This is a genomic window from Aeromonas sp. QDB31 (assembly GCF_027707605.1).
Classification (GTDB): Bacteria; Pseudomonadota; Gammaproteobacteria; order Enterobacterales; family Aeromonadaceae; genus Aeromonas; species Aeromonas media.
The window spans coordinates 118652-142458 of record NZ_JAPCIX010000009.1 but is presented as its reverse complement, the minus strand read 5'-3'; the positions used below and the strand labels follow the sequence as shown (position 1 = coordinate 142458).

24 protein-coding genes and 1 pseudogene are annotated in these 23807 nt (G+C 56.7%); 12 read left to right on the top strand and 13 right to left on the bottom strand.

Annotated elements, in window-relative coordinates:
- The first annotated feature begins 197 nt into the window (after positions 1–197).
- From PG898_RS11715 to PG898_RS11690, 6 genes are all read left to right on the top strand, one after another.
- A complete protein-coding gene (locus tag PG898_RS11715) occupies positions 198–617 on the top strand; it encodes a hypothetical protein (RefSeq protein ID WP_270824166.1) in 420 nt (139 codons plus the stop codon).
- Positions 618–831: 214 nt separating this feature from the next.
- Positions 832–1209: a DUF6896 domain-containing protein gene (locus PG898_RS11710; protein WP_270824167.1), complete on the top strand. Its 378-nt coding sequence runs from the start codon at positions 832–834 to the stop codon at positions 1207–1209.
- A 109-nt stretch (positions 1210–1318) separates the two neighbouring features.
- Positions 1319–1777, top strand: a complete 459-nt coding sequence (locus PG898_RS11705) for a DUF6678 family protein (protein ID WP_270824168.1) — start codon at positions 1319–1321, stop codon at positions 1775–1777.
- A gap of 156 nt (positions 1778–1933) precedes the next feature.
- Positions 1934–2221 (top strand): hypothetical protein, encoded by a 288-nt coding sequence (locus PG898_RS11700; protein WP_270824169.1) that lies wholly within the window; start codon positions 1934–1936, stop codon positions 2219–2221.
- Between the two features lie 178 nt (positions 2222–2399).
- Positions 2400–2579 (top strand): hypothetical protein, encoded by a 180-nt coding sequence (locus PG898_RS11695; RefSeq protein ID WP_095592360.1) that lies wholly within the window; start codon positions 2400–2402, stop codon positions 2577–2579.
- Positions 2580–2681: 102 nt separating this feature from the next.
- Positions 2682–2924: a DUF3297 family protein gene (locus PG898_RS11690; protein WP_005332143.1), complete on the top strand. Its 243-nt coding sequence runs from the start codon at positions 2682–2684 to the stop codon at positions 2922–2924.
- A 270-nt stretch (positions 2925–3194) separates the two neighbouring features.
- Here PG898_RS11690 and PG898_RS11685 read toward each other — a convergent pair whose 3' ends face one another.
- The gene (locus PG898_RS11685; RefSeq protein ID WP_270824170.1) at positions 3195–3623 is read right to left on the bottom strand and encodes a DMT family transporter; all 429 of its coding nucleotides are present in this window, start codon (positions 3621–3623) and stop codon (positions 3195–3197) included.
- 73 nt (positions 3624–3696) lie between these two features.
- The gene (locus PG898_RS11680) at positions 3697–4122 is read right to left on the bottom strand and encodes a DMT family transporter (protein WP_270824171.1); all 426 of its coding nucleotides are present in this window, start codon (positions 4120–4122) and stop codon (positions 3697–3699) included.
- Between the two features lie 100 nt (positions 4123–4222).
- Here PG898_RS11680 and PG898_RS11675 point away from each other — a divergent pair, with 100 nt between their 5' ends.
- Both PG898_RS11675 and PG898_RS11670 read left to right on the top strand, forming a co-directional pair.
- Positions 4223–5116, top strand: coding sequence for a LysR family transcriptional regulator (locus PG898_RS11675; protein WP_270824172.1), 894 nt, complete (start codon positions 4223–4225; stop codon positions 5114–5116).
- Positions 5117–5266: 150 nt separating this feature from the next.
- Entirely contained in the window at positions 5267–6370 is a 1104-nt protein-coding gene (locus tag PG898_RS11670; RefSeq protein WP_270824218.1) for a YdcF family protein, read from the top strand.
- A gap of 154 nt (positions 6371–6524) precedes the next feature.
- On the opposite strand, the gene PG898_RS11665 is transcribed toward PG898_RS11670, so the two are convergent.
- The 8 genes from PG898_RS11665 to PG898_RS11630 form a co-directional block, all read right to left on the bottom strand.
- The gene (locus PG898_RS11665; RefSeq protein ID WP_043133720.1) at positions 6525–6893 is read right to left on the bottom strand and encodes a DUF1428 domain-containing protein; all 369 of its coding nucleotides are present in this window, start codon (positions 6891–6893) and stop codon (positions 6525–6527) included.
- Between the two features lie 57 nt (positions 6894–6950).
- Positions 6951–8312, bottom strand: a complete 1362-nt coding sequence (locus tag PG898_RS11660) for an MFS transporter (RefSeq protein ID WP_270824173.1) — start codon at positions 8310–8312, stop codon at positions 6951–6953.
- Positions 8313–8476: 164 nt separating this feature from the next.
- A complete protein-coding gene (gene cyoE / locus PG898_RS11655) occupies positions 8477–9370 on the bottom strand; it encodes a heme o synthase (protein ID WP_139751821.1) in 894 nt (297 codons plus the stop codon).
- A gap of 10 nt (positions 9371–9380) precedes the next feature.
- The gene (locus PG898_RS11650; RefSeq protein WP_270824174.1) at positions 9381–9713 is read right to left on the bottom strand and encodes a cytochrome o ubiquinol oxidase subunit IV; all 333 of its coding nucleotides are present in this window, start codon (positions 9711–9713) and stop codon (positions 9381–9383) included.
- Positions 9714–9788: 75 nt separating this feature from the next.
- A complete protein-coding gene (locus tag PG898_RS11645) occupies positions 9789–10484 on the bottom strand; it encodes a cytochrome o ubiquinol oxidase subunit III (RefSeq protein ID WP_139436394.1) in 696 nt (231 codons plus the stop codon).
- Positions 10405–12381 (bottom strand): cytochrome o ubiquinol oxidase subunit I, encoded by a 1977-nt coding sequence (cyoB, locus tag PG898_RS11640; protein ID WP_270824175.1) that lies wholly within the window; start codon positions 12379–12381, stop codon positions 10405–10407. Before cyoB ends, PG898_RS11645 begins: the two co-directional genes overlap by 80 nt.
- 3 nt (positions 12382–12384) lie before the next feature.
- A complete protein-coding gene (cyoA, locus tag PG898_RS11635; protein ID WP_270824176.1) occupies positions 12385–13458 on the bottom strand; it encodes a cytochrome o ubiquinol oxidase subunit II in 1074 nt (357 codons plus the stop codon).
- A gap of 501 nt (positions 13459–13959) precedes the next feature.
- Positions 13960–14388, bottom strand: coding sequence for a carboxymuconolactone decarboxylase family protein (locus PG898_RS11630; RefSeq protein WP_270824177.1), 429 nt, complete (start codon positions 14386–14388; stop codon positions 13960–13962).
- 120 nt (positions 14389–14508) lie between these two features.
- Between PG898_RS11630 and PG898_RS11625 the strand changes: the two genes are divergently transcribed.
- Positions 14509–15417, top strand: a complete 909-nt coding sequence (locus PG898_RS11625; protein ID WP_226172135.1) for a LysR family transcriptional regulator — start codon at positions 14509–14511, stop codon at positions 15415–15417.
- Between the two features lie 103 nt (positions 15418–15520).
- Here the strand turns inward: PG898_RS11625 and PG898_RS11620 are convergent, their stop codons facing one another.
- Together PG898_RS11620 and PG898_RS11615 are read right to left on the bottom strand one after the other, a co-directional pair.
- Positions 15521–15850: a DUF3634 family protein gene (locus PG898_RS11620; RefSeq protein WP_226172133.1), complete on the bottom strand. Its 330-nt coding sequence runs from the start codon at positions 15848–15850 to the stop codon at positions 15521–15523.
- 102 nt (positions 15851–15952) lie between these two features.
- Positions 15953–16756, bottom strand: a pseudogene (locus PG898_RS11615) (nucleoside hydrolase); the annotation flags it as partial.
- 452 nt (positions 16757–17208) lie between these two features.
- Between PG898_RS11615 and PG898_RS11610 the strand changes: the two are divergent.
- A complete protein-coding gene (locus PG898_RS11610) occupies positions 17209–18261 on the top strand; it encodes a hypothetical protein (protein ID WP_270824178.1) in 1053 nt (350 codons plus the stop codon).
- A 425-nt stretch (positions 18262–18686) separates the two neighbouring features.
- Here PG898_RS11610 and PG898_RS11605 read toward each other — a convergent pair whose 3' ends face one another.
- Positions 18687–20006, bottom strand: a complete 1320-nt coding sequence (locus PG898_RS11605; protein WP_270824179.1) for a hypothetical protein — start codon at positions 20004–20006, stop codon at positions 18687–18689.
- Positions 20007–20662: 656 nt separating this feature from the next.
- Between PG898_RS11605 and PG898_RS11600 the strand changes: the two genes are divergently transcribed.
- Together PG898_RS11600 and PG898_RS11595 are read left to right on the top strand one after the other, a co-directional pair.
- Positions 20663–22399, top strand: a complete 1737-nt coding sequence (locus PG898_RS11600) for an ATP-dependent nuclease (RefSeq protein ID WP_270824180.1) — start codon at positions 20663–20665, stop codon at positions 22397–22399.
- Positions 22389–23807, top strand: a complete 1419-nt coding sequence (locus PG898_RS11595; protein ID WP_270824181.1) for a UvrD-helicase domain-containing protein — start codon at positions 22389–22391, stop codon at positions 23805–23807. Before PG898_RS11600 ends, PG898_RS11595 begins: the two co-directional genes overlap by 11 nt.

Genomic DNA, 23807 nt, shown 5'->3' with positions numbered 1-23807 from the left:
GCTTGAAAAAAACAAATATATCGCTGTGAACTGGCGCTATATGAATTTTCCTGGTTGATGTTCATGTTTGCACCGCAATCCAGGCCGTGTATAAATCCCTCGCCATGAATATATTTCCATCAGGCATATTCGGATATCCCGGTACGGACCTGGTATCTGATGGTGCGATCATGCTCTCAATCTGAGGCTCATCAAAAATGAAACCCCTTTTTTTATCCGAAAGACATCCTGTTTCCCATAAGGCGGCCATTCTTGCTGATGAAGGGACTTCGGTCTGGCTCTACATGACAGACTCTGGGTCTGATTACCCTGCAGCGGACTGTTGGCTGCTCAATACGGTACCATCCCCTGAACATCTGAATGAGTACTGCGGCAACATCGCACCGCCGGCAATCCTCAAGTTTGTTGTTCCTGGTAGTGAAGGTGATGCACCCCTCGAAAGCGATATTGAGCTGCGTTGGGCGCCTGACGGTCATTCCGTCGCCCTGTTGGTCAAGGGTACGCCACTGGGGTTTATTGCACAGGGAAACAAACATGGCTACAGCAAGAATCTGGTGACTGCCAGCCCGTTTGGCATGCCATTTGAACAAGAGCTTTATGAGCGGTTGTTCCCATGATCACTCCTGTCTTGTCGGCCTGTCATTCAAGACGTTCATAGCCTTCACTGGTCTGGATTGAACACCCCATCTTGCCAACAGGTCGGGCAATATTGCAGCCAAATCCCAAACACAGAATCTGCCGCAGAACAATTTTCTGTTATGCATGTCGACCGCGAGATAGGTTGCCGCCGCTGGATATAACACGCCATAACATAGAATCTGAGAAGGAAAAATGGATCATCTGGAAAAAATAAAAAACCTTATTCCGCTATGGTATGCACAAAGGAAGTGGGCTGAAGAGTTGCTTGTGCGTGTTTTTCATCTGGCCTCCGCAGAGGAAATATTGGAGCCAAAGCATAGGGGAAGAATGACCATACCAGAGACTAATTGGGTCTATCGTACTCATGGTGTTGGTGTCGATATATACCGAACTGCTTCTGTCGGTGGAATAGACTTTGATTTCAACAAGCCAGACCCAGACGAATGGCGCTTAAAAATATTCTTTGAAAAACAGTACAATGAAGGCAACCTCTCTTTCACCGCGTACCGCGAGCTGCATGAGGACGAAGAACTGCTTGACCGCGTTATAAAAATGGCGCTTGACAGGTGATCTACAACACCTGTCGTTTATCAAACCAATATCTGGTTTTAGTGGGTCTTGTCACGACACGGCGGCGTAGATTTCCCTGGCAAGGTATCATTCGATCTGGAGGGTAATGATGGACATTCGACATAGAGAGCCAGTCAAAGAGTATGTTATCAAGGCAGGCATGACGTCTGTTTCGAACAATTCCAAATGGAATCGTCTTTTTGCGTTGCTGCATCAGAGCAACAGGTTCTTCCAATACCGGCGAAGGGATCTGGATGGTTCCACATTTCCAGAAGATGGTAAGAGCTATACACCAGAACTGGCCCAATATTGGGGCAACTTCTGGGCCATGGAGTTCCTGGACGTCCTGGTATACCAGGCTCACTCCAGAGGGGCATTGCTGGCACCGGACATTGAAGATTTCACGGATGAAGCGATTCATATTGCGAGCCAGGCCGGTGTCAAATTTACCATGCTGGAGCGTGGTATCCGGGTCTGGGGCTATGTGAGAAAAGAGAGCCATCCCGTTTTCGTCTGCATGCACAACCAGTCTCTACAGGCGCAGCGGCAGGACCACTGCGCGAACTAACGTACTGTGTTAACCCTTATTTTTCTGCATTGCGCAAACGACTTGCGCCCCAAGAAGAGCGACGAATGTCTTGGTGCAAATACATGCCCTACACAGGGTTGTGTCACTGGGCATATCAACCATCGTCAACACACCTGATGTTGCAGGTAAAGCAATATGCTCGATGAAATACAGCTGGCATTTACGCCAGACAATGTAAAACAGGTTTTAACGTGGGGCACCAATCCAGAAAGTGCACCTCACCATCATGAGTCCATTGCTCACTGGTGTGAGGCTTTCTGGAACAGATACGCTGATGTCGATGCCCCCGCAGAGATTGATGCCGTGATGCCCATCCTCGCGGAGGTAGAAACGAACTGGGATATCCACGTTGCACTGAATCACACGTCTGCCTCCATGCCTGCTGAATGGTTTGTCGCATGGTTATCTCAACTACCGGAGTGACAAGGCAACTCCTCGTCAGGCCGGAATCGCAAAATAGCACGCACGTGACAAAATAGAGTGCCGGAAGAAGAAGACCCATTGTTGAATTACACCAACTGGCATGGCTGATTAACGCAGCGAAAGGCTCGCGACAAGCACCTGCTCCTCCATATTTCGAATCCAATAAGTGAATCGCCCCATGATAAGAACACTTATCCAGCTTCTGTTGACACCACTTCTGGCGGTTGCCTTCCTCTATCTTTGCAGCTTGCCGGAGGATCTCTATTTCGACCCGCCGCTCTGGAGCTATGTCGTCATGTTTCTTGTCACTCTGGCTGGCACCGCCTATGGCAGGATCAAGGCCTGGCGCGCCTCCTGAGAGACCTCATCACAGATTCTCAAGACTGCGCCGACGCTGCCTTGAGCCCGGCGGGGCCATTGTCTACAATGGCGCACTTTGCATCCACAACAGGTAATGACCATGAGCGACAACAAACCTGCACTGCCCGACCGTCTGGCGGCCAACCCGCGCAGCCCGCACCATGTGGCGGAGTGCTTCCAGCATGAGATCGGCATTCGCGTGAATGGCAAGGAACGCACCAATGTCGAGGAGTACTGCATCAGCGAAGGTTGGGTGAAGATCCCCTCCCCCAAGGCCAAGGATCGCTACGGCAATGCCATGCTGATCACCGTCAAGGGCACCGTAGAAGCCTTCTACGCCTAAGCTGCGTATGGCCGCGATGCCCCCTGCAGGGGCGCGACCTTGTTAATTCAGAACACCGGCCTTGCGTCGGTGTTCTGCGTTTTGGGCCGGGCCTGGTTCACAGGCGGCCTCTCTTCCTTTGTCTTCCTTTGCCTTCCTCCTCCCTTTCTTTCGCCTTTTTCCCTTCCGCCAGGGCCCTGATCCGGCTGGTATGCGGCCTTTTCGTCCAGGCAAGGCGGCGATCTTGTCATCCCTGCTGGTTTATCCGCACCATCACAGCACCGCCCATCCTCAGGAGCGTGGCTTGCCGGCCTGCCAGCGTCGCAGCGCAGCCCCCGCCAGCACCAGCAGGATACCGAGCAGATCGCTCGCGGCCAGCCGTCCGGCCAGGGCATCGAGCAGGGCGCCCCCCGCTAGCTGGCCCGTGACGATGAGCAGGGCGCAGGCCAGGGCGCCGATCCGGCCGATGGCCCAACTGCTGATGGCGACGAACAGCGCCCCCAGCACGCCGCCGAGCAGCAGCCAGGGATCGAGCCCGGCGAGCCGCTCCCAGGGGGCCCCCTTGAGGATGAGCAGGGCGCCGAGCAGCCCGAAGCCGAGCAGGTGGTTGGCGAGGGACGCCGTCATGGCGCCCCGGGCGCTGGCGAGGCGGCCATTGAGGGTGCGCGACAGGCTCACCGCCACGCCGTTCAGCAGTCCCAGCAGGATCAATAAGGTCATGGTGTCTCTCCTAATGCAGCACGATAAGCAGGGCGCCGGCCAGCACCAGCAGAGCGGCGAGCGCGTCCTTTCCCTAGGGGCGGCGGCGGGCCAGCCCGAGCCAGCCGAGGCCATCGCACAGGGCACCAAACAGCAGCTGGCCGAGCAGCAGCAGGGCCAGGGTGCCCGCCATACCGAGGGATGAGTTGAGGCACAGGGCCGCCAGCACCACGGTGAGCGCCCCCGGCAGGCCGCCGAGCCAGGCCCAAAGCGGGGCCGCCTCCGGCGTCGGGGGCCTTGGGGAGAGCCACCACAGGAGCGCGGCGACCAGGCTGCCGACCCCGTGGGCCAGCCAGCTCCCGAGCCAGGGGTCGGTGGCGCGGGCCAGGGCGCCGTTCTGGGCGATCATCAGCGCCAGCAGCAGGCCAGCGGCGAAGGCAGCCAGAGCGCCCAGGGTCTGGCCGAGTGTCTGGCCGAGGGCGGGGCGGCCGGGGCCGCGGTCAACAAGAGGGGGGATCATGGGGTTGCTCCTTGGTGTCACTGGCGAGCAGGGTAAATTGTTTTTGATTTGGGGATAATCTACCCTCCTGGAACAACATTGTTTCCATATTGAGAACAGCATGAACCAGGAAGCCTTCGCCCTGCTCCCGGCCTTCGTCGCCGTGGTGGAGTCGGGCACCTTCTCCGGCGCCGCCCGCCAGCTCGGTCTCAGCAAGTCGGTGCTAAGCAAGAAGGTGAGCCAGCTCGAGCAGGCCCTCGGCTGCCAGCTCATCTATCGCACCACCCGCTCCCTCACCCTCACCGAGGCGGGGGAACGCTACTTCGAGACGGTCCGTCATGCGGTGCGTCTGGCCAGCGACGGGGAAGATGCCATCGGCGCCCTGCAATCGGCCCCGCGCGGCCTGCTGCGGGTGACTGTGCCCATGGTCTATGGCCGGCGCCACATCGCCCCCCTTGTCCCCGAATTTCTCTCCCTCCACCCCGAGGTGCAGTTGCAGCTCGAGATGAGCGACGCCCAGCAGGATCTGGTGGCCGAGGGGTTCGACGTGGCGGTACGCATCGGCGAGCTGGAGGATTCGAGCCTGGTCGCCCGCCGCCTCGCCCCCTGTCTCAGCACCCTGTGCGCCGCCCCCGCCTACCTGGCGCAGGCCGGCACGCCCCGCACCCCGGCCGATCTCGAGCGCCACAACTGCCTCTTCTACTCCCTGTTTCGCGGCGGCACCCAGTGGCGCCTGCACGGGCCCGAGGGGGAGGTGGCCATCACCCCCAGGGGCAATTTCGAGGTCAACAACAGCGATGCCATCCACACCGCACTGCTGGCGGGGCTCGGCATCGGCAACATGCCGGACTTCATCGTGGCGCGGGATCTCGCCATCGGCCGACTGGTGCCCGTGCTGCCTGACCATGCCCTGCCCGAGCACGGCATCTGGTGCGTCTATCCCAAGCGCCGCCACCTGCCCGCCAAGGTGGAGGCCTGGCTCGCCTTCCTGCAGGACCGGCTGGGGCTGCGCTGAGGCGCGCCATCGGGATAACCTGAACGGTTCACGTTTTTTTCATCGGGAAAGGAGTAGAGTAGGCAGCAAACCAAGCATCTGTTTTTATTGGAAAAGCATTCAGGGGACGAGCCACGGCATCGCGCCCCTCACCCCAGGTGGAGCCCCATGATGAAGAAAACTGCGATTGCCCTGACCCTCACCAGCCTGCTGGCGCTGCCACTCTTTGTCTCATCCGATGCCTGGGCCGCCCCGGTGCGCTCCCTGCAAAAGGAGCAGAATTACGACCAGTACATCAGCAAGCGCCAGGTGGTGGATCAGCTGCTGGCGGACGCCGCCCGCATCTTCCACTCCCCCGCCCGGGTCTCAGATGCCGGCTTCACCGCCAAGATGCCGAGCAACATGGAGCAGGTGACCACCCTGCTGCTGGAAGCCCACCAGCTCGAGCCCTATCGCACCGATCTGCTCATCTCGGCGGCCAACGCCCAGATCTACAACGGCAACGTGGAGAGGGCCATCGCCCTGTTCGAGCAGGCCCTCACCGCCGCGCCGGACGATCTGGACATCAACACCTATCTCGCCACCTGGCTGCGCTTCAAGGGCAACCAGGCCAAGTCCGATGGCTACGTCAAGCGGGTCGGCGAGCTCAACGCCGGTCGCGCCGCCGATCTTCAGCGGCTGTTCGCCACCGTGGACCGGGTGATCGCCACCCCCCTCAAGGAGCGTCAGGGACGGGGTGAGAAGAAGGGACGCCGCGCCATCGTTACCCTGGGCTATGCCCTCAATCCCGATGGCTCCATGAACGAGATCCTGCTGGGGCGCCTCGAGACCACCCGCGCCCTGGCCCAGGCCGATCCGGCGGCCCTCGTCATCCTCACCGGCGGCGTGCCCCAGAACCGCCAGACCGAGGGCAAGCTGATGGCGGACTGGCTGGCGAAGAAGGGCATCGACCGCTCCCGCATCATCGAGGAGAACTACGCCACCAGCACGGTGGAGAACGCCCTCTACAGCGGCTATGCCCTCGCCCGCCACGAAATTGAATACGCCACTCTGGTGAGCTCGGCGAGCCATGTGCGCCGGGGCCAGACCCTGCTGGAAATCGCCTGCTGGCAGAGCGGCCCGGCCAATATCCGCATCGACAGTGTCGCCTACCCGGACAAGCCCCTCTCCGCCCTGTCCAAGGCAAGCCCGGAGGAGCTGCTTGGCATCTACCGCGACGCCCTGCGCACCTATGGCCTCTGGAGTTACCGCTCGGCCCCGCTGATCGAGCGCTGATCCCATGGCATGACGCCCAGTAAAAAGCCCGCCGAATGGCGGGCTTTTTCATCATCTGACGGGCCTGGCTGTCGCTGGCGGGCATCAGCCCTTGAGCGCCAGCCACAATGGTGAAGCCCTCCAAGACCAGGCGGGTTTTTGGCGCTGGCGGGTCTCAGCCCTTGAGCTCCAGCACTGTGGTGAAGCCCCCGAAGATCATGCGGGCGCCATCGAAGGGCATGGTCTGGTGCATGGGGCTGGCCGGATCCATCCTGGGGTCCTTCATCATCTTGGTCATGGCCTCGTCCCGCACCGCCTTGCTCGGCCACTCCACCCAGGAGAAGACCACGGCTTCGTCCTCCTTGGCCGCCACCGCGCGGTAAAAGTCGGTCTGTTTGCCGTGGGGTACGTCATCCCCCCAGCACTCCAGCACCCGGGTGGCGCCATATTCGAGAAAAATGGGGTCAAACAGCCCCGCATGATCGATCAGGGCCTGCTTGTTGACCGTGGGCACGGCGATCACGAATCCGTCTACATATGACATGAGAGGTTCCTCCTGTGGTTGAGGATCTCAGCATAGCAGCCGCGCCCCTGACCGCCCTCAGAGGGACACCAGCCGCTCCAGGTCGCTGCGGGTCAGGCGCTTGCTGTCCACCTTCACGTAGAGGGAGTGCTCCTCGCGCACCAGCAGCACGTCGCTCACCCCGTCGCAGGCGCGGATCCGCTGCTCCAGCGCCGGAGTGGCCTCGACCCCCTCCGGCAGTACGATGCGCAGGCTGCTGACGTAGGGAGGCTCCGCCATGGTGAGGCTCACCCCGAACCAGAGCAGGGCCAGCACGGCGCAGCCGCCAAACACCAGAGGGCCGCCCCCCAGGCTGTAGAGCAGACCCCCGAGGCTGCCGCCGATGGCGACCCCGAGGAACTGGCTGGTGGAGTAGACCCCCATGGCGGTCCCCTTGTAACCCGGGGGGGACTCCTTGCTGATCAGCGACGGCAGCAGCGCCTCCATCACGTTGAAGCCGACAAAGAAGAGCTGCAGCCCGGCGAGCAGGCCCCAGAGCTGCAGACCTGCCTGCCAGAGCACCAGCTCGGCAACCAGCATCACCCCCACGCATCCGATGAAGACCCGCTTCATCTGCCTGTGCTTCTCGGCATAGATGATGAAGGGCACCACGCTCACGAAGGCGACCAGCATGGTGACCAGATAGGCCTGCCACTGGTGCTCCCGAGCCAGGCCCGCTTGTTCGAGCAGCGGCGGCAGCGCCACGAAGCTCGACATCAGCAGGGTGTGAACGCAGAGGATGCCGAGGTTGAGCTTGAGCAGGCGCGGGTTGGTGAGCACGGTGCGAAAACCGCCGCACACCATGGCGGACTCGCGATTCTGCAGGTGGGCCGCCGGGGTCGGTACCACCCAGATCACCATGGCGATGGCCGCCAGCGCCAGCAGGGCGATGAGCCAGAACAGCCCGGAGAGTCCCACCGCCTGGGTGATCAGGGGGCCGCTCACCATGGCGATGGCGAAGGTGATGCCAAAGCTCACCCCGATGAAGGCCATGGCCTTGGTGCGATTCTGCTCCCGGGTAAGATCCGACAAGAGCGCCATGACGGCGGCGGAGATGGCGCCGCTCCCCTGCAGGGCGCGCCCGACGATAACCCCCCAGATGGAGTCGCTCAGGGCGGCGATGACACTGCCTGCCGCAAACATCAGCAGGCCACCGACGATGAGGGGCTTGCGGCCGATGCGATCGGAGAGCAGGCCGAAGGGGATCTGGAACAGCGCCTGGGTCATGCCGTAGATGCCGATGGCAAGACCGATCAGCGCCTCCGAGGCGCCCGCCAGGGACATGCCGTAGGTGGTCAGCACCGGCAGGACCATAAACATGCCGAGCATGCGCAACGAGAAGACGGAGCCGAGCGCCCAGGTCGCGCGGCGCTCGCCCCTCGTCATGGTGAAATCATTCATGATGGCCTCGATAGGTCAGGGAGAGGAGACAGATAGGGGCGGATGACAAGGCACGCCACACCCGAAAAAGCCGACAAGGTGCCCCGTGGGGCGGGCCTCATAATAACAGAGCCGGGAAGGTTCCCGGCTCTGGATTTCATGCATTTAGGGTGCAGTTCACACTATCAGGGCAGCATGCTCACCAGCACGGGCGCTGCGTCCGGCTGGAAGTCCACCGACATCATCACGCTCAGGCAGGTGATAGTGACGATGGAGAACATGAACAGCTTGCGGGCCCAGAGGGAGTCATCCACTGCCGCCTTGTAGCCAGACAGCGCCATCCCCAGCCACCAGACGCTCACCGCGGTGGCGACGATCAGATACTTGTAACCGGCGTAACCGCCGAGGAACAGCATCAGGGTCGGCACCATGAACGCCAGTATGTAGAGGGTGATGTGGTGCTTGGCTACCGAGATCCCCTTCACCACCGGCAACACGGGGATGTTGGCGGCCTGGTAATCCTTGAAGCGGAAGATGGCAATCGCATAGGAGTGCGGCATCTGCCACAGGCTGAAGATCGCCAGCAGGATCAGCGCCCCCGAGTCGAACTGACCGCTCACCGCGCAGTAGCCGATGACGGGTGGCGCGGCGCCGGAGAGGCTGCCGACCAGGGTGCCATAGACAGAATGACGCTTCATGTAGAGGCTGTAGACCCCCACATAGACCAGGAAGCCCAGCACCGCCAGCAAGGCGGCCAACGGGTTGGCCGCAAAGTAGAGCAGTGCAATGCCCGCAACGCCCAGCGCCGTCGCATACCAGAGCGAGACGCCCGGCGCGATCAACCCCTTCACCAGGGCGCGGTTCTTGGTGCGCTCCATGATGCAGTCGATGTCCCGGTCGATGTAGTTGTTGAACACGCAACCGGAGGCCACCACCAGTGACACCCCCACCATGGTCAGGATGAACAGGGGCACATCCAGGCTCCCCTTCGAGGCCAGCAGGAAGCCGCCGATAACCGAGATGAGGTTACCGAAGATGATGCCCGGCTTGGTCACTTGCAGGTATTGCTTCATCATCACATCAACCCGCTCAGTGAACCATCATGTTGATGTTGAGGTTGTACATGATCCACAGGGAACCCACGACCACGATGGCGATGATGAGCACGGTAAAGACCAGTGCCACCAGGTTCCAGCGCTCCTCGGAGGAGGTGTTCATGTGCAGGAAGTAGGCCAGGTGCACGAAGATCTGCACCACCGCCATGCCGACCACGGTGCCGAGCACCATGGCATGGGAGGCGGAGCCGTCCATCACCATCCAGAACGGGATTGCGGTCAGGATGAGTGACAGCACGAAGCCTGTCATGTAGGACTTGACGCTGCCGTGGCTGGCGCCGTGATTGTCAACGGAATGAGTGCTCATTTACATGACCCCCTTCAGATAGGTTCTGACACTGTCGTGGCTGGCACAGTCAATATTGTCAACGGAATGACTCATTTACATGACCCCCATCAGATAAACCACGGTGAAGACGCAGATCCACACCACGTCCAGGAAGTGCCAGAACAGGCTCAGGCACATCAGGCGCGTGCGGTTGCGCTCGGTCAGCCCCTTCTTGCTGATCAGTACCATCATCACGATGATCCAGATAAGGCCGCTGGTCACGTGGATACCGTGGGTACCGACCAGGGTGAAGAAGGCGGACAGGAAGCCGCTGCGATCCGGACCCGCATCATTGACGATCAGATGATGGAACTCGTAGATCTCCATGGCGATGAAGCCGGCGCCAAGCAGGAAGGTGACCAGCAGCCAGGTGTTGACCGCAGAGACCTTGTTCTTGTTCATGGCCAGCATGCCGAACCCGAAGGTGATGGAGCTCAGCAGCAGCAGCATGGTTTCGGCGAACACGAACGGCAGTTCGAAGATGTCCTTGCCGGTGGGGCCGCCGGCGGTGCCGTTGACCAGGACCGCATAGGTCGCGAACAGGGTCGCGAACAGGATGCAGTCACTCATCAGGTAGATCCAGAAGCCGAATACCTTGGTGGCACCGGCATCATGGTGCCCATCCTCATGGGCACCGTGAGAGTGATGTAGAACGTCAGTCGCCATGGAGTTAAGCCACCTTGTTGATATTGTCGAAATGCTGACCTTCGATGCGCTCGATCTCGTCAACCTGTACGTAGTAGTCCACATCGTCGTTGAAGCTGTGGATGATCCAGGTGGCGATCATGCCGACGAAGCCGGCGATGGCCATCCACCAGATGTGCCAGATCATGGCAAAGCCAAACACCACGCTGAAGGCGGCGATGATAACACCGGCACCTGAGTTCTTCGGCATGTGGATGGGGGCGTACTTGGCCGGCTGGCGATAGGCGCTGCCGTCCTCTTTCGCTTCCCAGAAGGCGTCCAGACCCTTCACCTTGGGCTCGATGGCGAAGTTGTAGAAGGGGGGCGGAGAGGAGGTGGCCCACTCCAGGGTACGGCCACCCCAGGGATCGCCAGTCCAGTCACGGTTCTTCTCGCGGTCACGGATACTGACCACGACCTGGATCAGCTGGCACAGGACGCCGAGGGCGATGAGGCCGGCGCCGCAGGCGGCGACCACCAGCCAGCCGTGGAACTCGGGATCGATGTTCTGGCTGACACGACGGGTCATGCCCATGAAGCCCAGCACGTAGAGCGGCATGAAGGCCACGAAGAAGCCGGTGATCCAGAACCAGAAGGCACGCTTGCCCCAGACGTCATCCAGCTTGAAGCCGAATGCCTTCGGGAACCAGTAGGTGATACCGGCGAAGCAACCGAACACCACGCCGCCGATGATGACGTTGTGGAAGTGGGCGATCAGGAACAGGCTGTTGTGCAGCACGAAGTTGGCGGCCGGCACTGAGAGCAGTACCCCTGTCATGCCACCCACGGTAAAGGTGATGATGAAGCCGACGGTCCACAGCATGGGCGAGGTGAACTCGATGCGACCGCGGTACATGGTGAACAGCCAGTTGAAGATCTTCACCCCGGTCGGGATGGAGATGATCATGGTGGTGATTCCGAAGAAGGCATTCACGTTGGCACCGGACCCCATGGTGAAGAAGTGGTGCAGCCAGACCACGAAGGAGAGCACTGTGATTGCCACGGTCGCCCACACCAGGGAGGTGTAGCCGAACAGCTTCTTCTTGCAGAAGGTCGCCACCACTTCGGAGAAGATCCCGAACACCGGCAGCACCAGGATATACACCTCGGGGTGGCCCCAGGCCCAGATCAGGTTGATGTACATCATCATGTTGCCACCCATGTCATTGGTAAAGAAATGGGTACCCAGGTAGCGGTCTGCGGTCAGCAGGGCGATGGTGACGGTCAGGATCGGGAAGGAGGCGATGATCAGGATGTTGGCGCACAGGGCGGTCCAGGTGAACACCGGCAGACGCATCATGGTCATGCCGGGGGCACGCATCCGGATGATGGTGGCAAAGAAGTTGACACCGGTCAGCAGGGTACCTAACCCGGAAATCTGCAGACTCCAGATCCAGTAATCGACCCCGACCCCGGGACTGAACTCCAGCCCCGACAAGGGCGGATAGGCCAGCCAGCCGGTCTGGGCGAATTCACCGACCCCGAGGGAGACGTTGATCAGCACCACGGCCGCGGCGGTAAACCAGAAGCTCAGGTTGTTCAAGAAGGGGAAGGCGACGTCACGGGCACCGATCTGCAGCGGCACCACGATGTTCATCAGACCGATCACCAGCGGCATGGCCACGAAGAAGATCATGATGACGCCGTGGGCGGTGAAGATCTGATCGTAGTGGTGCGCGTTCAGGTAGCCTTCGCTACCGGTGGAAGCCATGACCTGCTGACCACGCATCATGACTGCATCGGCGAAGCCGCGCAGCAGCATGACCATCCCTAAGATGAGATACATGATACCGAGGCGCTTGTGGTCCACCGAGGTGAGCCACTCTTTCCACAGATATTGCCACTTGCCGTAATAAGTGATGAGACCGGCAATCGCCAGCCCACCCAAGATGATACCGGCTATCGTGACCATGATGATGGGTTCATGGTACGGAATAGCCTCGAGTGTCAATTTTCCAAACATCGATTATTCCTCGGATCCTGCTTTCACACTCTTGTCAGCCATAGACGTGGCCATGTGTCCGGCATGCTCGTCATGACTCATGGCCGCGTGGTCCATGGTCTCTTCTTTCGCAGCGTCATGGTTCATGGCCTGGTGGTCCATGCTCCCTTCTTTTGCAGCGTCATGCTTCATGGCCTCGTGGTCCATGGCGCCGTCTTTTGCAGACTCATGGCCGCCATGGGACATGCCACCCATGAACTTGTTGATCACATTGACGAACAGCTTGGGATCGGCGCTGGCGAAGTACTCAACCGGGTGGTTTTCGCTCTTCTTGGCCAGGGCATCGAACTCACCCATGGTGCTCAGCATCTTGGGAGACTGTTTCACCTTGGCGACCCAGGCATCGAAACCGGCCTGGTCCTGGGTGGCAATCGCCTTGAACTTCATGCCGGAGAAACCGGCGCCGCTGTAACTGCCGGAGATCCCCTTGTACTGACCCGCCTCGTTGGCAATCAGGTGCAGCTTGGTCTGCATCCCGGCCATGGCGTAGATCTGACCGCCCAGCTGGGGGATGAAGAAGGAGTTCATCACTGTGTCTGAGGTCACCCGGAAGTTGATCGGGGTGTTGACCGGGAAGGCCAGCTCGTTGACCGAGGCGATCCCCAGCTCCGGATAGACGAACAACCACTTCCAGTCGAGGGAGATGACATCGACCTGGATCGGCTTGACGTCAGATTCCAACGGCTTGTAGGGATCGAGGGAGTGGGAAGTTTTCCAGGTAATCACTGCCAGGATGGCAACAATAATGACGGGCACGGTCCAGACGACCGCTTCAATCTTGTTGGAGTGAGACCAATCCGGGGTGTATTTGGCAGTGGTATTGGATGCTCTGTATTTACGAGCAAATGCCACCGTCATAATAATCACAGGAATCACCACTATTAACATCAACCCGAGTGCGGTCAATATCAGTGATTTCTGCTCCAGACCAACCTGCCCCTTGGGGCTCATCAGAGCCATGTCGCAGCCACTCAGCAAGCCAGCGGTTGCCATCAACAGCAAAGCGCCCAAGCCCCTCTTTACTTCAAAAGGTCTCATGCAATGTCCTCATCGTTTCAAGGCTTATTGGTATAATAAAAATGCCGCATTTTATTGCATCAGACCGGCATGTGAACAACATGAAAAATTAATCCCAAAAATGTTCCAAGGGTGGTGAAAACAGGTATCAGATGTTAATCGCTTGACAGCGACCAATTTATTAAATTCACAGACTCTCAATTCATCTCCCGTTAATTTATCCCCCCGCCAAAATCGCTCACCAATTAATCAAAATGGTCCATTACCCTTATTTTCAGAGGGAGAAACAGGGCAAAAAAGAGTCATTCAACCCCCTTCTTGATGCACAAGCGCCCTCACCATTCCTTGATCTGGATGCGCATATTCCGAGGTGGAATAAAAAAATAATTAATCAAACGAATGTATGATTAACTTCCCGGGACCGATGGAGGTGCAGAAGGGGCTGCCCTGTCTGAGGCCCGCCATGAAAATCGGGCCTCATACAAGGCCCGCTGAAGACAACGCCCCACCACGGGGTCTCCCTCAGGGGTGTTTATGCTCCATTCGGGTCGCTACTGCGATCCGGTTCCAGGCATTGATGGTGACCACCTGCATCAAGCACTGGGCCAGCAGGGCCAGGGCCTGTTGGTAGGTCTCCTCGGTGAGTCCTCGCTCGCCGATCAGGGTCACCTCGTCGGTCAGGGCCAGCACGGCCCGCTCCCGCTCGTCGAACAGCGGGGATTCGCGCCAGGCGGCCAGCGCCAACAGGCGCTGCGGGCTATCACCGTGTTTCATGGCCACCTCGGCGTGCATCTCGATGCAGTAGGCGCAGCCGTTGAGCATGGAGGCCCGCAGCTTGATGAGCTCCTTGAGCGACAGGGGAATATCGGTCCCGCCGAGATAGGCCTCGAGCCCCATCATGGCCGAGACGGCGGCGGGTACCTGGCTGGCAAGCTGGATACGATCTGACATGGCAATACTCCTGAGGTGAGCGCCCCCCTTGGGCGATGAGCACATTGTTCACACTTTCATCCATGGATAGAATACCGCCATAACCTGCAACAGTTTTGCGCTTATCGCAAAGGTATACCCATGCTGGATCGCGTCCGCATCCTGGCTCAGGTGGTGGAATCGGGAAGTTTCTCCCGGGCCGCCCGGGCCCTCAACCTGGCCCCCTCCTCGGTGACCCGCACCATAGATGCGCTGGAGCAACAGCTGGGGATCCCGCTATTCAAGCGCAGCACCCGTCAACTGGTGTTGACCGAGCAGGGTGAGTACTTCCTTGCACGCTCGGTGCGCCTGCTGGAGGAGGCGGATCAGCTGGTGCAATCCCTGCAGCCCCTGCCGGTGGCGCCAGAGGGCCCGCTTCGGGTCTCGGTATTCGAGAGCTTCGGCGCCGCCTGGCTGGCACCGCGCCTGCCGGCCTTCCTGGCCCGCTACCCCGGGGTGCGGCTCGAGATCGAGCTCGACAACCGGCTGGTGGATCTCGACGCCGAAAACGTGGACGTTGCGGTGCGTATCGGGCGCCCCGTGGACAGCGGCCTCCATGCCCGCCACCTGCTCACCAACCGGACCCTGCTGGTTGCCTCCCCCGCTTATCTGGCGCGCCATGGCGAGCCCGCCCATCCCGATGAACTGGCACACCACAACTGCCTCATCCGCGGCCATGGCCGTCAGCGCCAGCACTGGTATTTCCGGCAAGGGGCGCAGCGGCACAGGGTCGCGGTGCGGGGCAACCTCGCCTCGGTCGGCGGCACGCCGCTGCTGTGCGCGGCCCAGGCGGGCACCGGCATCCTGCTGCTGTCGAGCTGGATGGTGCAACAGGGGATCGACGATGGCACTCTGCAGCCGCTGTTGCCGGACTGGCAGGCCTCCCCGTACGAGGATCGCCATGACGAGATCCATGCGGTATTTCGCGGCGGCCGCTTCTTGAAGCCCCAAACCCGCGCCTTCATCGACTTTCTGATCGAGGTGATGAAGCCCCTGCAAGTGCCGCGCTGATGACTGCGTCCTGGCCATGACTTATGGGAAAAGCAAACGCCGGGCAGAGTGCCCGGCGTCCGGTGTGAACAGCACGTTCAGCGGAAGAGTTCAGCCCGCGGGTTCAGCGAGCATTGCGCCCAGCCGGGGGTGAGGTGACGCCGCGATAATCCCCATAGGGGAAGACGCTGCGCAGGCGCTGGGCCACGGGCTCAGGGATGGAGCGGGAGAAGACCAGCCTGACCCCGTTGCCATCGCGCTGACCCAGGATGCGCCCCCGTACCGGCTCCTGCTGCAGGATCTGCTTGGCCTGGGCCAGGAAGCGCGGCGGCACAGAGCCTCGCTTCAGCAGTACCTTGCCAGGCTGCAACCGGATCTCGAACAGGGCGCCCCGCCCCAGCTTCATCAGCCACCAGATGAGGGCTATCGCCACCAACAAAGACAACCAGGCCATCCGCTTGCTCCTTGAATACCTCAGTTTTCGTCAGTATAGGCCAGCGTCGGCTGGCAAATATTTGGCGAGCCTCACGCTTTGTCTATCACGCTGGCGAGCGTCTCAGCAATCCTTCCCCCAGGCCACCAGCGTCTCACGATAGAGCGCCAGCAGGGCCTGATCCCGCACCGCCACCCCGACCCGCTGAGCGGGGAGGCCCGCCCACTCATCGTGGGGATGGGACTTGCCGTCGAACTTCTGCAGGGTATGGCCGATGGCGGGACCATGGTCGATGACTCGCACCGGCCCCTCCCGCAGGGTGAACAGCTCGGGATCGATCACATAGGCGATGGCGGACGGATCGTGCACATGGCAACCATTGAGGCCGATGCGCTCGGAATAGAAGCGCAGGTAGAAGCGGCTCACCGCCCACAGGAAGCGGCCGGGCTCACCGGCATCGTCCCGCAGGGCATCCAGGTAGGCACTGCTGAAGAAGCTCTGCTGGGTCACGTCCAGCCCGATGATCACCACGGGCCAGGGGGCAGTGAACACCCGGTCGGCCGCCTCGGGATCGTCGTGAATGTTGGCCTCGGCATAGGGGGTCACGTTGCCGCGATGGCCGTTGACGCCAAAGGCGCCCCCCATCACCACCACCTGCTTCACCAGCGCGGTGATCTCGGGGGCGGCCTCGAGCGCCAGCGCCAGGTTGGTGAGGGGCCCGATTGTCACCAAGGTGATCTCGCCGGGGTTGGCCTTCACCGTCTCGACGATGTATTGCCAGGCAGGGCGAGGATCCGGCGCCAGGGTCACCTCCCCCGCCTCCACATCCCCCAGCCCGCTCGGGCCGTGCACCACAGTGGTCGGCCCCACGGGTTCGCGCAGCAGCGGCGCGGCGGCACCCTGGGCCACCTCTGCCTTCATGCCGAACCACCCACACTAGTCACAAGTCTTTCGAAACACTCAAAACCCTTGATAGATCTGGGTTACAGACACGAAAGTATGTATAAAGTCGTTTCATTGGCTTTCTCTCGAAAAGCACTGAAATTACACAGAGTAGATTGTTAGTTTTCATCTTTATTCGAGAGGTTGAGCGATGACGTTCAACTTTAGGGAAGGTGGGATTCACGTTTTGACTGACGGCTTTGTGCCAAAAGCAAACGTTAGAATGAGTGAAGAAAACACCATGGGTGTGGCCAGCTTCAGTTGACAGCTACAGATATGGAAAAACTATTTCTTTCAAAGTTCATTACTCTTGAATATATTACTTAATCTAAGTGACCATGCGTTTTATCAACCTATAGCTCTTCAGCGTATCATTGCATGCTGTCACATAATGGCGGGCTAACCAGCCCAGTATAAATTGATACTTAGGCACTTGAATGAAACTAAAAAAAATGCTTGAAATGGATTTTATTAAAGAATTTCGAGAGCATCTAGAAACAGACTTTGAGTATGAACTCTTGTATGCCAGCCTTCGCAATTACTGTTCTCACGGTAACCCTCTGCGCTTCAACAACTTTGCCTATGCGATACGTGAGCTGATAAATCATGTGCTGAAACGGCTAGCACCGGATGACAGAGTTATGGCGTCTCCATGGTTCACTAAAAACAAAAATAACGCCACCATTACCCGCAAACAGCAAGCTAAATATATTGCCCAGAAGCACATACCTGATCAGCTTCTTGATGAGGAAGCTCTCGAGAATCTAGAGGCTGGCATAGGCTGGTTTAATAAAAACTATGCTTCATTAAACGATTACACCCATATTAGCGAACATTCGTTTGACTGTAACCCAAAGCAGTTTTTTGAGCGTGCAAAATTGCTCATACAGCTGTGTAACAAAATATTTGATACTTTCGATGAGCTTGAACGAGTTATTACCGAGTCAATAATTGAAGAAGTTCAGAATGAAGTTAATGAAGTCACAAGAAATAATATTCCTGACGAACTGGATATTTTATCCTCACAGACAATTGTCGATTGGTGCAATGTAGAATCCACTGAATTGCTCAACCTTGATGAAATATATATTTATCTTTTGGTACGCGGAACAGTTGAAATTACGAGGCAGTATGGGCGTGGGGAAGATTACTTTGCACAGGGAGACTCGTATCCATTCAAATTCGCTGTTTCTATTCGCACTGATAATTTCAACGCAATATCACCATTACTTAACACTGCAGTAGTGGATACAGGCTCATGGTATGACGATGGTGAAGGGTCGGCTCATTATGACACAATTTATACAACCAGACGTTTTTTAGAGATAATCTCGCATATAAAAATTAAACCAAGCACAAAGAGAAAATTATTTCCTGAGCTTAGTGCGGTAGTTGCGTCAGACACACAAAAAAAAGAAAACATATCAGGCTCGTTGGCTGAAAAACTATTGTTTTCAAATCAAGAAAGCTTCAATCCAAGCGAGTTTTAGGATTAAAATTATAAATGAATTTGAACTGCGTTATCATGACCTTACTGGCAAACTTAAACTGACAGAGTTGAACATTCAGGAAAATACTCCGGATGTTTTAACATCCAAGACCCTAGAGTTAAATGAAGCCAGTTAGGATGCAATGCATGACAGTTTCCGGGTATTATTTTGGTGTTCTAAGCTATATTTACTAACTCAACGAAATAGTAGTGACGTCTGCTCCTCGCAGACTCTCTACCTTGCCGAGAGCTCAGCTACAAATGCTACGTGCAGGTGGGCAACATAGTGAAACGAATGTAACTAACATTCTAGTAAGTTATTTAATGAGAGCAGGCCACTCAATTAAAGTCAGAATAAACTTGTTCCTGCTCCAAGATGTCCTGCTTCTTGAATGGTTGGTGTGCAAAAACATTTATACTTGTGCACTACTTTCTTCCGCGCCTCCTCGATTCATATACCTTTTTTTTAGCCATTTTTTTTATTATACGCTTTTTTTTATCAATATCTTTTTTTAGATCGCTAACTTTGTATGACCAATCTATCAGGTTGTCTGGGTAATGCTGGTCAAAAATAATTCTCGTCTCGTAACCATTAGCGATAAAATTCATCGTAGAATCAACGCTGGAAGCGATGCCTTTCCCATCGACTGAAAGCATATTCGTAGTGTCAGTCATTGTCGGTGGAAAATCCGATACAATATAAAGCCCAGGATATTTCTTGTTTGCTCTTTCCGCAAATCGTTTATGATCAAAGCACAGTACTACAATCAAATTCCCGCTGATAATATCCAGCAGCAATTTGTCCGGTAAGTTGAGGCTGAAGAACGGACGCGAAAGAGCATCCGAAAAACTGTCAAGGATGTTAAACACCGTTCCTGATATTTTGGATATATCCATCCAGCCATTAAATCCGCAAAAACCCATATTGGTATTACTGTATGCACCAATGAATAAACAATCGTTGATGTCAGTGATTGCCCAAGATTTACCACTGTAAATTTTATGCCAGAGGTCGATAATTTTATCCGTGTAAAAATCAGGCTGGAAATTTCTGTCCTGTATTCTTACTAACGACTGATTAAAATTATCAAACCCCTTGCCAGTCTCAATAGCTTCAATTACATTTCGTGCTCTTTTAAACTGGTGTTTTGTTCTTTGATAATGCTTCAGATCGGTTTTATCAAATTCTTTAGTATATACATCATCGAAATGGGGGCATTCGCTCAGTACCGAAAACTCCGCTGCCTTTGAAAACTCAATATTCTTTTTTCCACTTTTAAGCTCAATTAGAAAAATGCCCTGATAAGGAATTAATGCAAGTAAATCACCAGTATGTACAAATGTCGTCATGTCGGTAATGATAGCAATAGCCATTGGGTCATCATTGATTTCATCTACTGCTGACATTGAATTATGTATGTTGAATGCTGTCAGATTATCCGGATTTCCGTTTATAGGCAAACGCCTGATGGAAGAGTGCTCGTTGTTTAAAATCGCCCACACAATCGAATCGATACATCTTCGTAGAATAGTGATTTCTGACTTAGTCCTTTCAACATCTCGTATACATTCTTGCTTTCTTTCATAGTCCTTATGCGAGTGGGCTGATTTCTTTTCCTTCTCCAGAGCCTCAACACGGGAAAGCCTGATAGTCAGCTCGTTTGCAATGATTTTTTGTGCCCTTTTCCATCCACGTAATAGGCGATTGAAGTTTTCGAGAGGCTCAGCCATCGTATGCTTGGACACATCATCATTTCCTTTCCGAATTAGCTCCATTAACATTTTCATGAGTTCATTGAATTCAGGGGAACAAAATTCCCATAAGTTTATGAACGGCCTGTATTTTCGCTGCATCTCGCCTTTGTTATCTTTTGAACCAGTCAATTTTTATATCCCTTTTATTGTTTTTTCTCTTTTACAAATTCTATTCGACTTAAATATTTTCAGATTTTTCGACAGGCAGAGGGGCTATCGTGCTGCTGTTTGGATAGAATGTTACCCCATCACTTGCTCAGATTTCACCTGTCATCAACCTGACTTCATAGTTTTCGCTCATAGCAGACGTAATGCCCCTTAGCCTGTCCAGAAGCAGGCATGGCTAATACCACTGCGTTAATCAATGGGGGGCAGGTCAACTCGCGTGAAGCGAATAATGTACTGTGGAAAATCCCGGTACATTTAATGACCAAAAAGTTGACAAAAGACTAAAAACGTGTTTCCCGCATGTACCACCGTTTTGGGATGTGGATCAGGAAACGCACAGATAAAACAGTAAGACAGGTATCCATGTTTAGATCTGTGTCAATTGAGGGCGTAATATATTTCTGCGCAGTATATACCCTTCGTGGCGGTCTTTTGCATCATGAAGCTGATGAGGGAAATAATAATCAAGGAGCTGATCCGTGGTCAGAATTTGCAAAATCGAGATCCAGAATTTCCGAACCATCCGCTTACTGAGCTGGCAGCCCTCACCTGGCCTCAACTGCCTGATCGGCCCTGGGGACAGCGGCAAGACCACGGTTCTTGATGCGATTGACCTTTGCCTCGGCGCCCGTCGCAATATCAGTTTCTCCGACACCGATTTTTATGGGCTGGACGTCACTCAGGCTATCGCCATTACGCTAACGCTTGGCTCGCTGCCCGATGCCCTGATGCGCTTGGATTCCTACGGTAATTATTTGCAGGCATTCAACCGTGCGAACGGGCTGGTCACCGAGGAGCCTGAACAGGGTCTGGAAACAGTGCTTTGCCTGCGTTTGATGGTGGATAGCGAGCTGGAGCCTGTCTGGACGTTGGTGTCCCAACGCGCTCAGGCCCAGGGTCAGGAGCGCAATATTGCCTGGAAGGATCGGTTGCTTCTGGCTCCCGCCAGACTCGGGACCTATGCCAGCTCCAACCTGTCATGGGCGCGAGGCTCGGTGCTCAATCGATTGACGGAAGAGCGTCCGGATCTGGGCGCCGAACTTGCCAATGCAGCACGCCAGGCTCGGGCCAGTTTCGGTGGTCAGGCCGGCGTACAGCTCGCAGAAACACTCCAAATCGTGACACAAAAAGCCAGTGAGCTTGGCGTGCCCGTTGGAGGCAATACCCAAGCGTTGCTGGACGTGCACTCGGTATCCATCGGGGACGGTGCCATCGCACTCCACGATGCAGCAGGTGTGCCCTTGCGCTCACTGGGGACCGGTTCGTCTCGTCTATTGGTCGCAGGTCTGCAACGTGCGGCATCGCAACGGGCTTCCGTCGCTCTGGTCGATGAAGTCGAGTATGGCCTAGAGCCACATCGACTAACCCGACTCCTTAACTCCCTTGGCGCTAAGGAAAATCCCCCGCCCCTTCAGGTATTTCTGACCACTCATTCCCCGGTCGCTGTCCGCGAGCTCAACGGCAATCAACTCTTCGTGGTACGCAAGTCTCCGGATGGGGTACATCAGGTTCTCCAGGCAGGCGTCACTGATGATATTCAAAGCACCGTCAGGGCTGATCCGGAAGCGTTTCTCGCCCGTAGCGTCATTGTCTGCGAAGGCGCCAGTGAAGTCGGCCTGATCCGTGGTCTGGACCATTTCTGGACGAACATAAACGGACAGTCAATGCTGGCCGCAGGGACTGCGTATGTGAATGTCGGCGGCGGAGAGCCTGATCGGTGTTTTGTTCGCGGGCTCGCATTGCGCCGACTTGGCTACCGGGTACTGGTCATGGTTGATGCGGATAAGCCGCCCACTGCGGCGACCGTACAGGCATACGTGGATGCCGGTGGGGAGTACATCACCTGGCGAGAAGGACGAGCTCTGGAGGACGAGCTGTTTCTGAGCCTGCCAGATGCAGGGGTGGATGCTCTTCTTCAGCGGGCCATAGACCTTGTGGAAGAAGATCTGGTGGCTGCGCACATCCAGACTCAGTCAAACGGACAACTGACCCTCGCCCACATCCGGCAACAGCGTCAACTCGTGGGTGCGCCGTATCCTCTCGCGACGCGACAGCTACTGGGGCAGGCAGCGCGTCATCGTCGAAACGGCTGGTTTAAATCGGTCACCAAATTTGAGGATGTGGCACGCGATATTTTGGGCCCAAATATGCTAGCCACAGACGTTGGGTTTCGCGCACTGATTGATTGGCTTTATGGGTGGGCCCATGCAGCCTGAGTACAACTTATTTGCTTTTCGCCGCGGCGTGATCACCGCCCCTGCGGGGTGTGGCAAGACGCAACTCATTGCCGATTCGCTGTCTAGGCATACCGGCACATCGCCGGTTCTCATCCTCACGCATACCAACGCGGGGGTCACGACACTACGTCTGCGCATGCAGAAGGCTGGTGTGCCGACTTCTGCTTACCACATCGCCACGATCGATGGTTTTTCCATGCGCCTAGTGGCGATGTTCCCGCAGCGAAGTGCTGTCGACGCTGTGGTCCTCCTGCTCCAGAATCCCAGCGTCGACTACCCGGCAATACGCGTTGCCGCCAGAAATTTACTCCAAAGTGGACACCTCAGTGATGTCCTCGTGGCAAGTTATGCCCACCTGATTGTCGATGAGTATCAGGACTGCAATTTGGTACAACACGCTCTGGTGACAGAACTTTCCATGGTGCTTCCCACCTGCGTCCTTGGCGACCCGATGCAAGCTATCTTCGGCTTTCGCGGCAACCAACTGGTTGACTGGAATATCGACGTACTTCCACATTTTCCTGCTATCGGTGAACTGAATCAGCCCTGGCGCTGGACGAATGCAGGTACACCCGAGTTCGGCCAATGGCTTCTGGAGTGCCGGCGAATACTCCTAGCGGGAGGTGACATTGATTTGCGCCAAGCCCCGCCTGAAGTCGTCTTTGTAGAGTTGCAGCCAGCGACAGCTATTCAGCAACGGCTGACCGCAGCGTTAACACCGGCTGTTACGCGGGATGGTGACGTGTTGGTGATTGGAGACAGCCGTAATCCTCGCGGTCGTCGGCAAATGGCGAGTCAAACTCCGGGGGCGTCCGCAGTGGAGCCCGTAGACCTAGCCGACCTCACGCTGTTTGGAGTGATGTTTAACCTGCAGTTTGCCGACGCCCTGACTCGTCTGGTGACATTTGCCGCAGAGGTGATGACACAGGTAGGTCCTGCGGCTTTGCTACCCAGACTGGGGAGCTTACTTCAAGGGACTGCACGCAATCCTGCCACAGAGGCTGAAGCCGCTCTGGTCGCCTTCGCGCAAGCTCCAAGCTTCCCTCTTGCCATCGAGGCACTGCGCGCGTTGACCCGACAGAATAATGCTCGGGTCTATCGCCCCGATGTCTTGTATTGCTGTCTGCGCGCGATGCAAATGGCTGCTGGAGGCAGTTGCAGTTTTGCCGATGCCACGGTGCGGGAACGCGAACGAAATCGGCATGAGAGCCGGCCCCTTGCGCGTCGTGCTATTGGAAGTACCCTGTTGCTGAAGGGCCTGGAGGCGGAAGTGGCCGTTATAACTGCACCTGAGGAAATGGATGCCAGACATCTCTACGTCGCATTTACACGTGGCTCGAAGAAGCTGGTTGTCTGCTCGTTTACCCCCGTGCTGACAGCCCGCTAA

Excerpts from the sequence above, each read along its gene's own strand:
- PG898_RS11715 (WP_270824166.1), top strand. The coding sequence starts at position 198 with ATGAAACCCCTTTTTTTATCCGAAAGACATCCTGTTTCCCATAAGGCG.
- PG898_RS11710 (WP_270824167.1), top strand. The coding sequence starts at position 832 with ATGGATCATCTGGAAAAAATAAAAAACCTTATTCCGCTATGGTATGCA.
- PG898_RS11705 (WP_270824168.1), top strand. The coding sequence starts at position 1,319 with ATGGACATTCGACATAGAGAGCCAGTCAAAGAGTATGTTATCAAGGCA.
- PG898_RS11700 (WP_270824169.1), top strand. The coding sequence starts at position 1,934 with ATGCTCGATGAAATACAGCTGGCATTTACGCCAGACAATGTAAAACAG.
- PG898_RS11695 (WP_095592360.1), top strand. The coding sequence starts at position 2,400 with ATGATAAGAACACTTATCCAGCTTCTGTTGACACCACTTCTGGCGGTT.
- PG898_RS11690 (WP_005332143.1), top strand. The coding sequence starts at position 2,682 with ATGAGCGACAACAAACCTGCACTGCCCGACCGTCTGGCGGCCAACCCG.
- PG898_RS11685 (WP_270824170.1), bottom strand. The coding sequence starts at position 3,623 with ATGACCTTATTGATCCTGCTGGGACTGCTGAACGGCGTGGCGGTGAGC.
- PG898_RS11680 (WP_270824171.1), bottom strand. The coding sequence starts at position 4,122 with ATGATCCCCCCTCTTGTTGACCGCGGCCCCGGCCGCCCCGCCCTCGGC.
- PG898_RS11675 (WP_270824172.1), top strand. The coding sequence starts at position 4,223 with ATGAACCAGGAAGCCTTCGCCCTGCTCCCGGCCTTCGTCGCCGTGGTG.
- PG898_RS11670 (WP_270824218.1), top strand. The coding sequence starts at position 5,267 with ATGAAGAAAACTGCGATTGCCCTGACCCTCACCAGCCTGCTGGCGCTG.
- PG898_RS11665 (WP_043133720.1), bottom strand. The coding sequence starts at position 6,893 with ATGTCATATGTAGACGGATTCGTGATCGCCGTGCCCACGGTCAACAAG.
- PG898_RS11660 (WP_270824173.1), bottom strand. The coding sequence starts at position 8,312 with ATGAATGATTTCACCATGACGAGGGGCGAGCGCCGCGCGACCTGGGCG.
- PG898_RS11650 (WP_270824174.1), bottom strand. The coding sequence starts at position 9,713 with ATGAGCACTCATTCCGTTGACAATCACGGCGCCAGCCACGGCAGCGTC.
- PG898_RS11645 (WP_139436394.1), bottom strand. The coding sequence starts at position 10,484 with ATGTGGACTACTACGTACAGGTTGACGAGATCGAGCGCATCGAAGGTC.
- cyoB (WP_270824175.1), bottom strand. The coding sequence starts at position 12,381 with ATGTTTGGAAAATTGACACTCGAGGCTATTCCGTACCATGAACCCATC.
- cyoA (WP_270824176.1), bottom strand. The coding sequence starts at position 13,458 with ATGAGACCTTTTGAAGTAAAGAGGGGCTTGGGCGCTTTGCTGTTGATG.
- PG898_RS11630 (WP_270824177.1), bottom strand. The coding sequence starts at position 14,388 with ATGTCAGATCGTATCCAGCTTGCCAGCCAGGTACCCGCCGCCGTCTCG.
- PG898_RS11625 (WP_226172135.1), top strand. The coding sequence starts at position 14,509 with ATGCTGGATCGCGTCCGCATCCTGGCTCAGGTGGTGGAATCGGGAAGT.
- PG898_RS11620 (WP_226172133.1), bottom strand. The coding sequence starts at position 15,850 with ATGGCCTGGTTGTCTTTGTTGGTGGCGATAGCCCTCATCTGGTGGCTG.
- PG898_RS11610 (WP_270824178.1), top strand. The coding sequence starts at position 17,209 with ATGAAACTAAAAAAAATGCTTGAAATGGATTTTATTAAAGAATTTCGA.
- PG898_RS11595 (WP_270824181.1), top strand. The coding sequence starts at position 22,389 with ATGCAGCCTGAGTACAACTTATTTGCTTTTCGCCGCGGCGTGATCACC.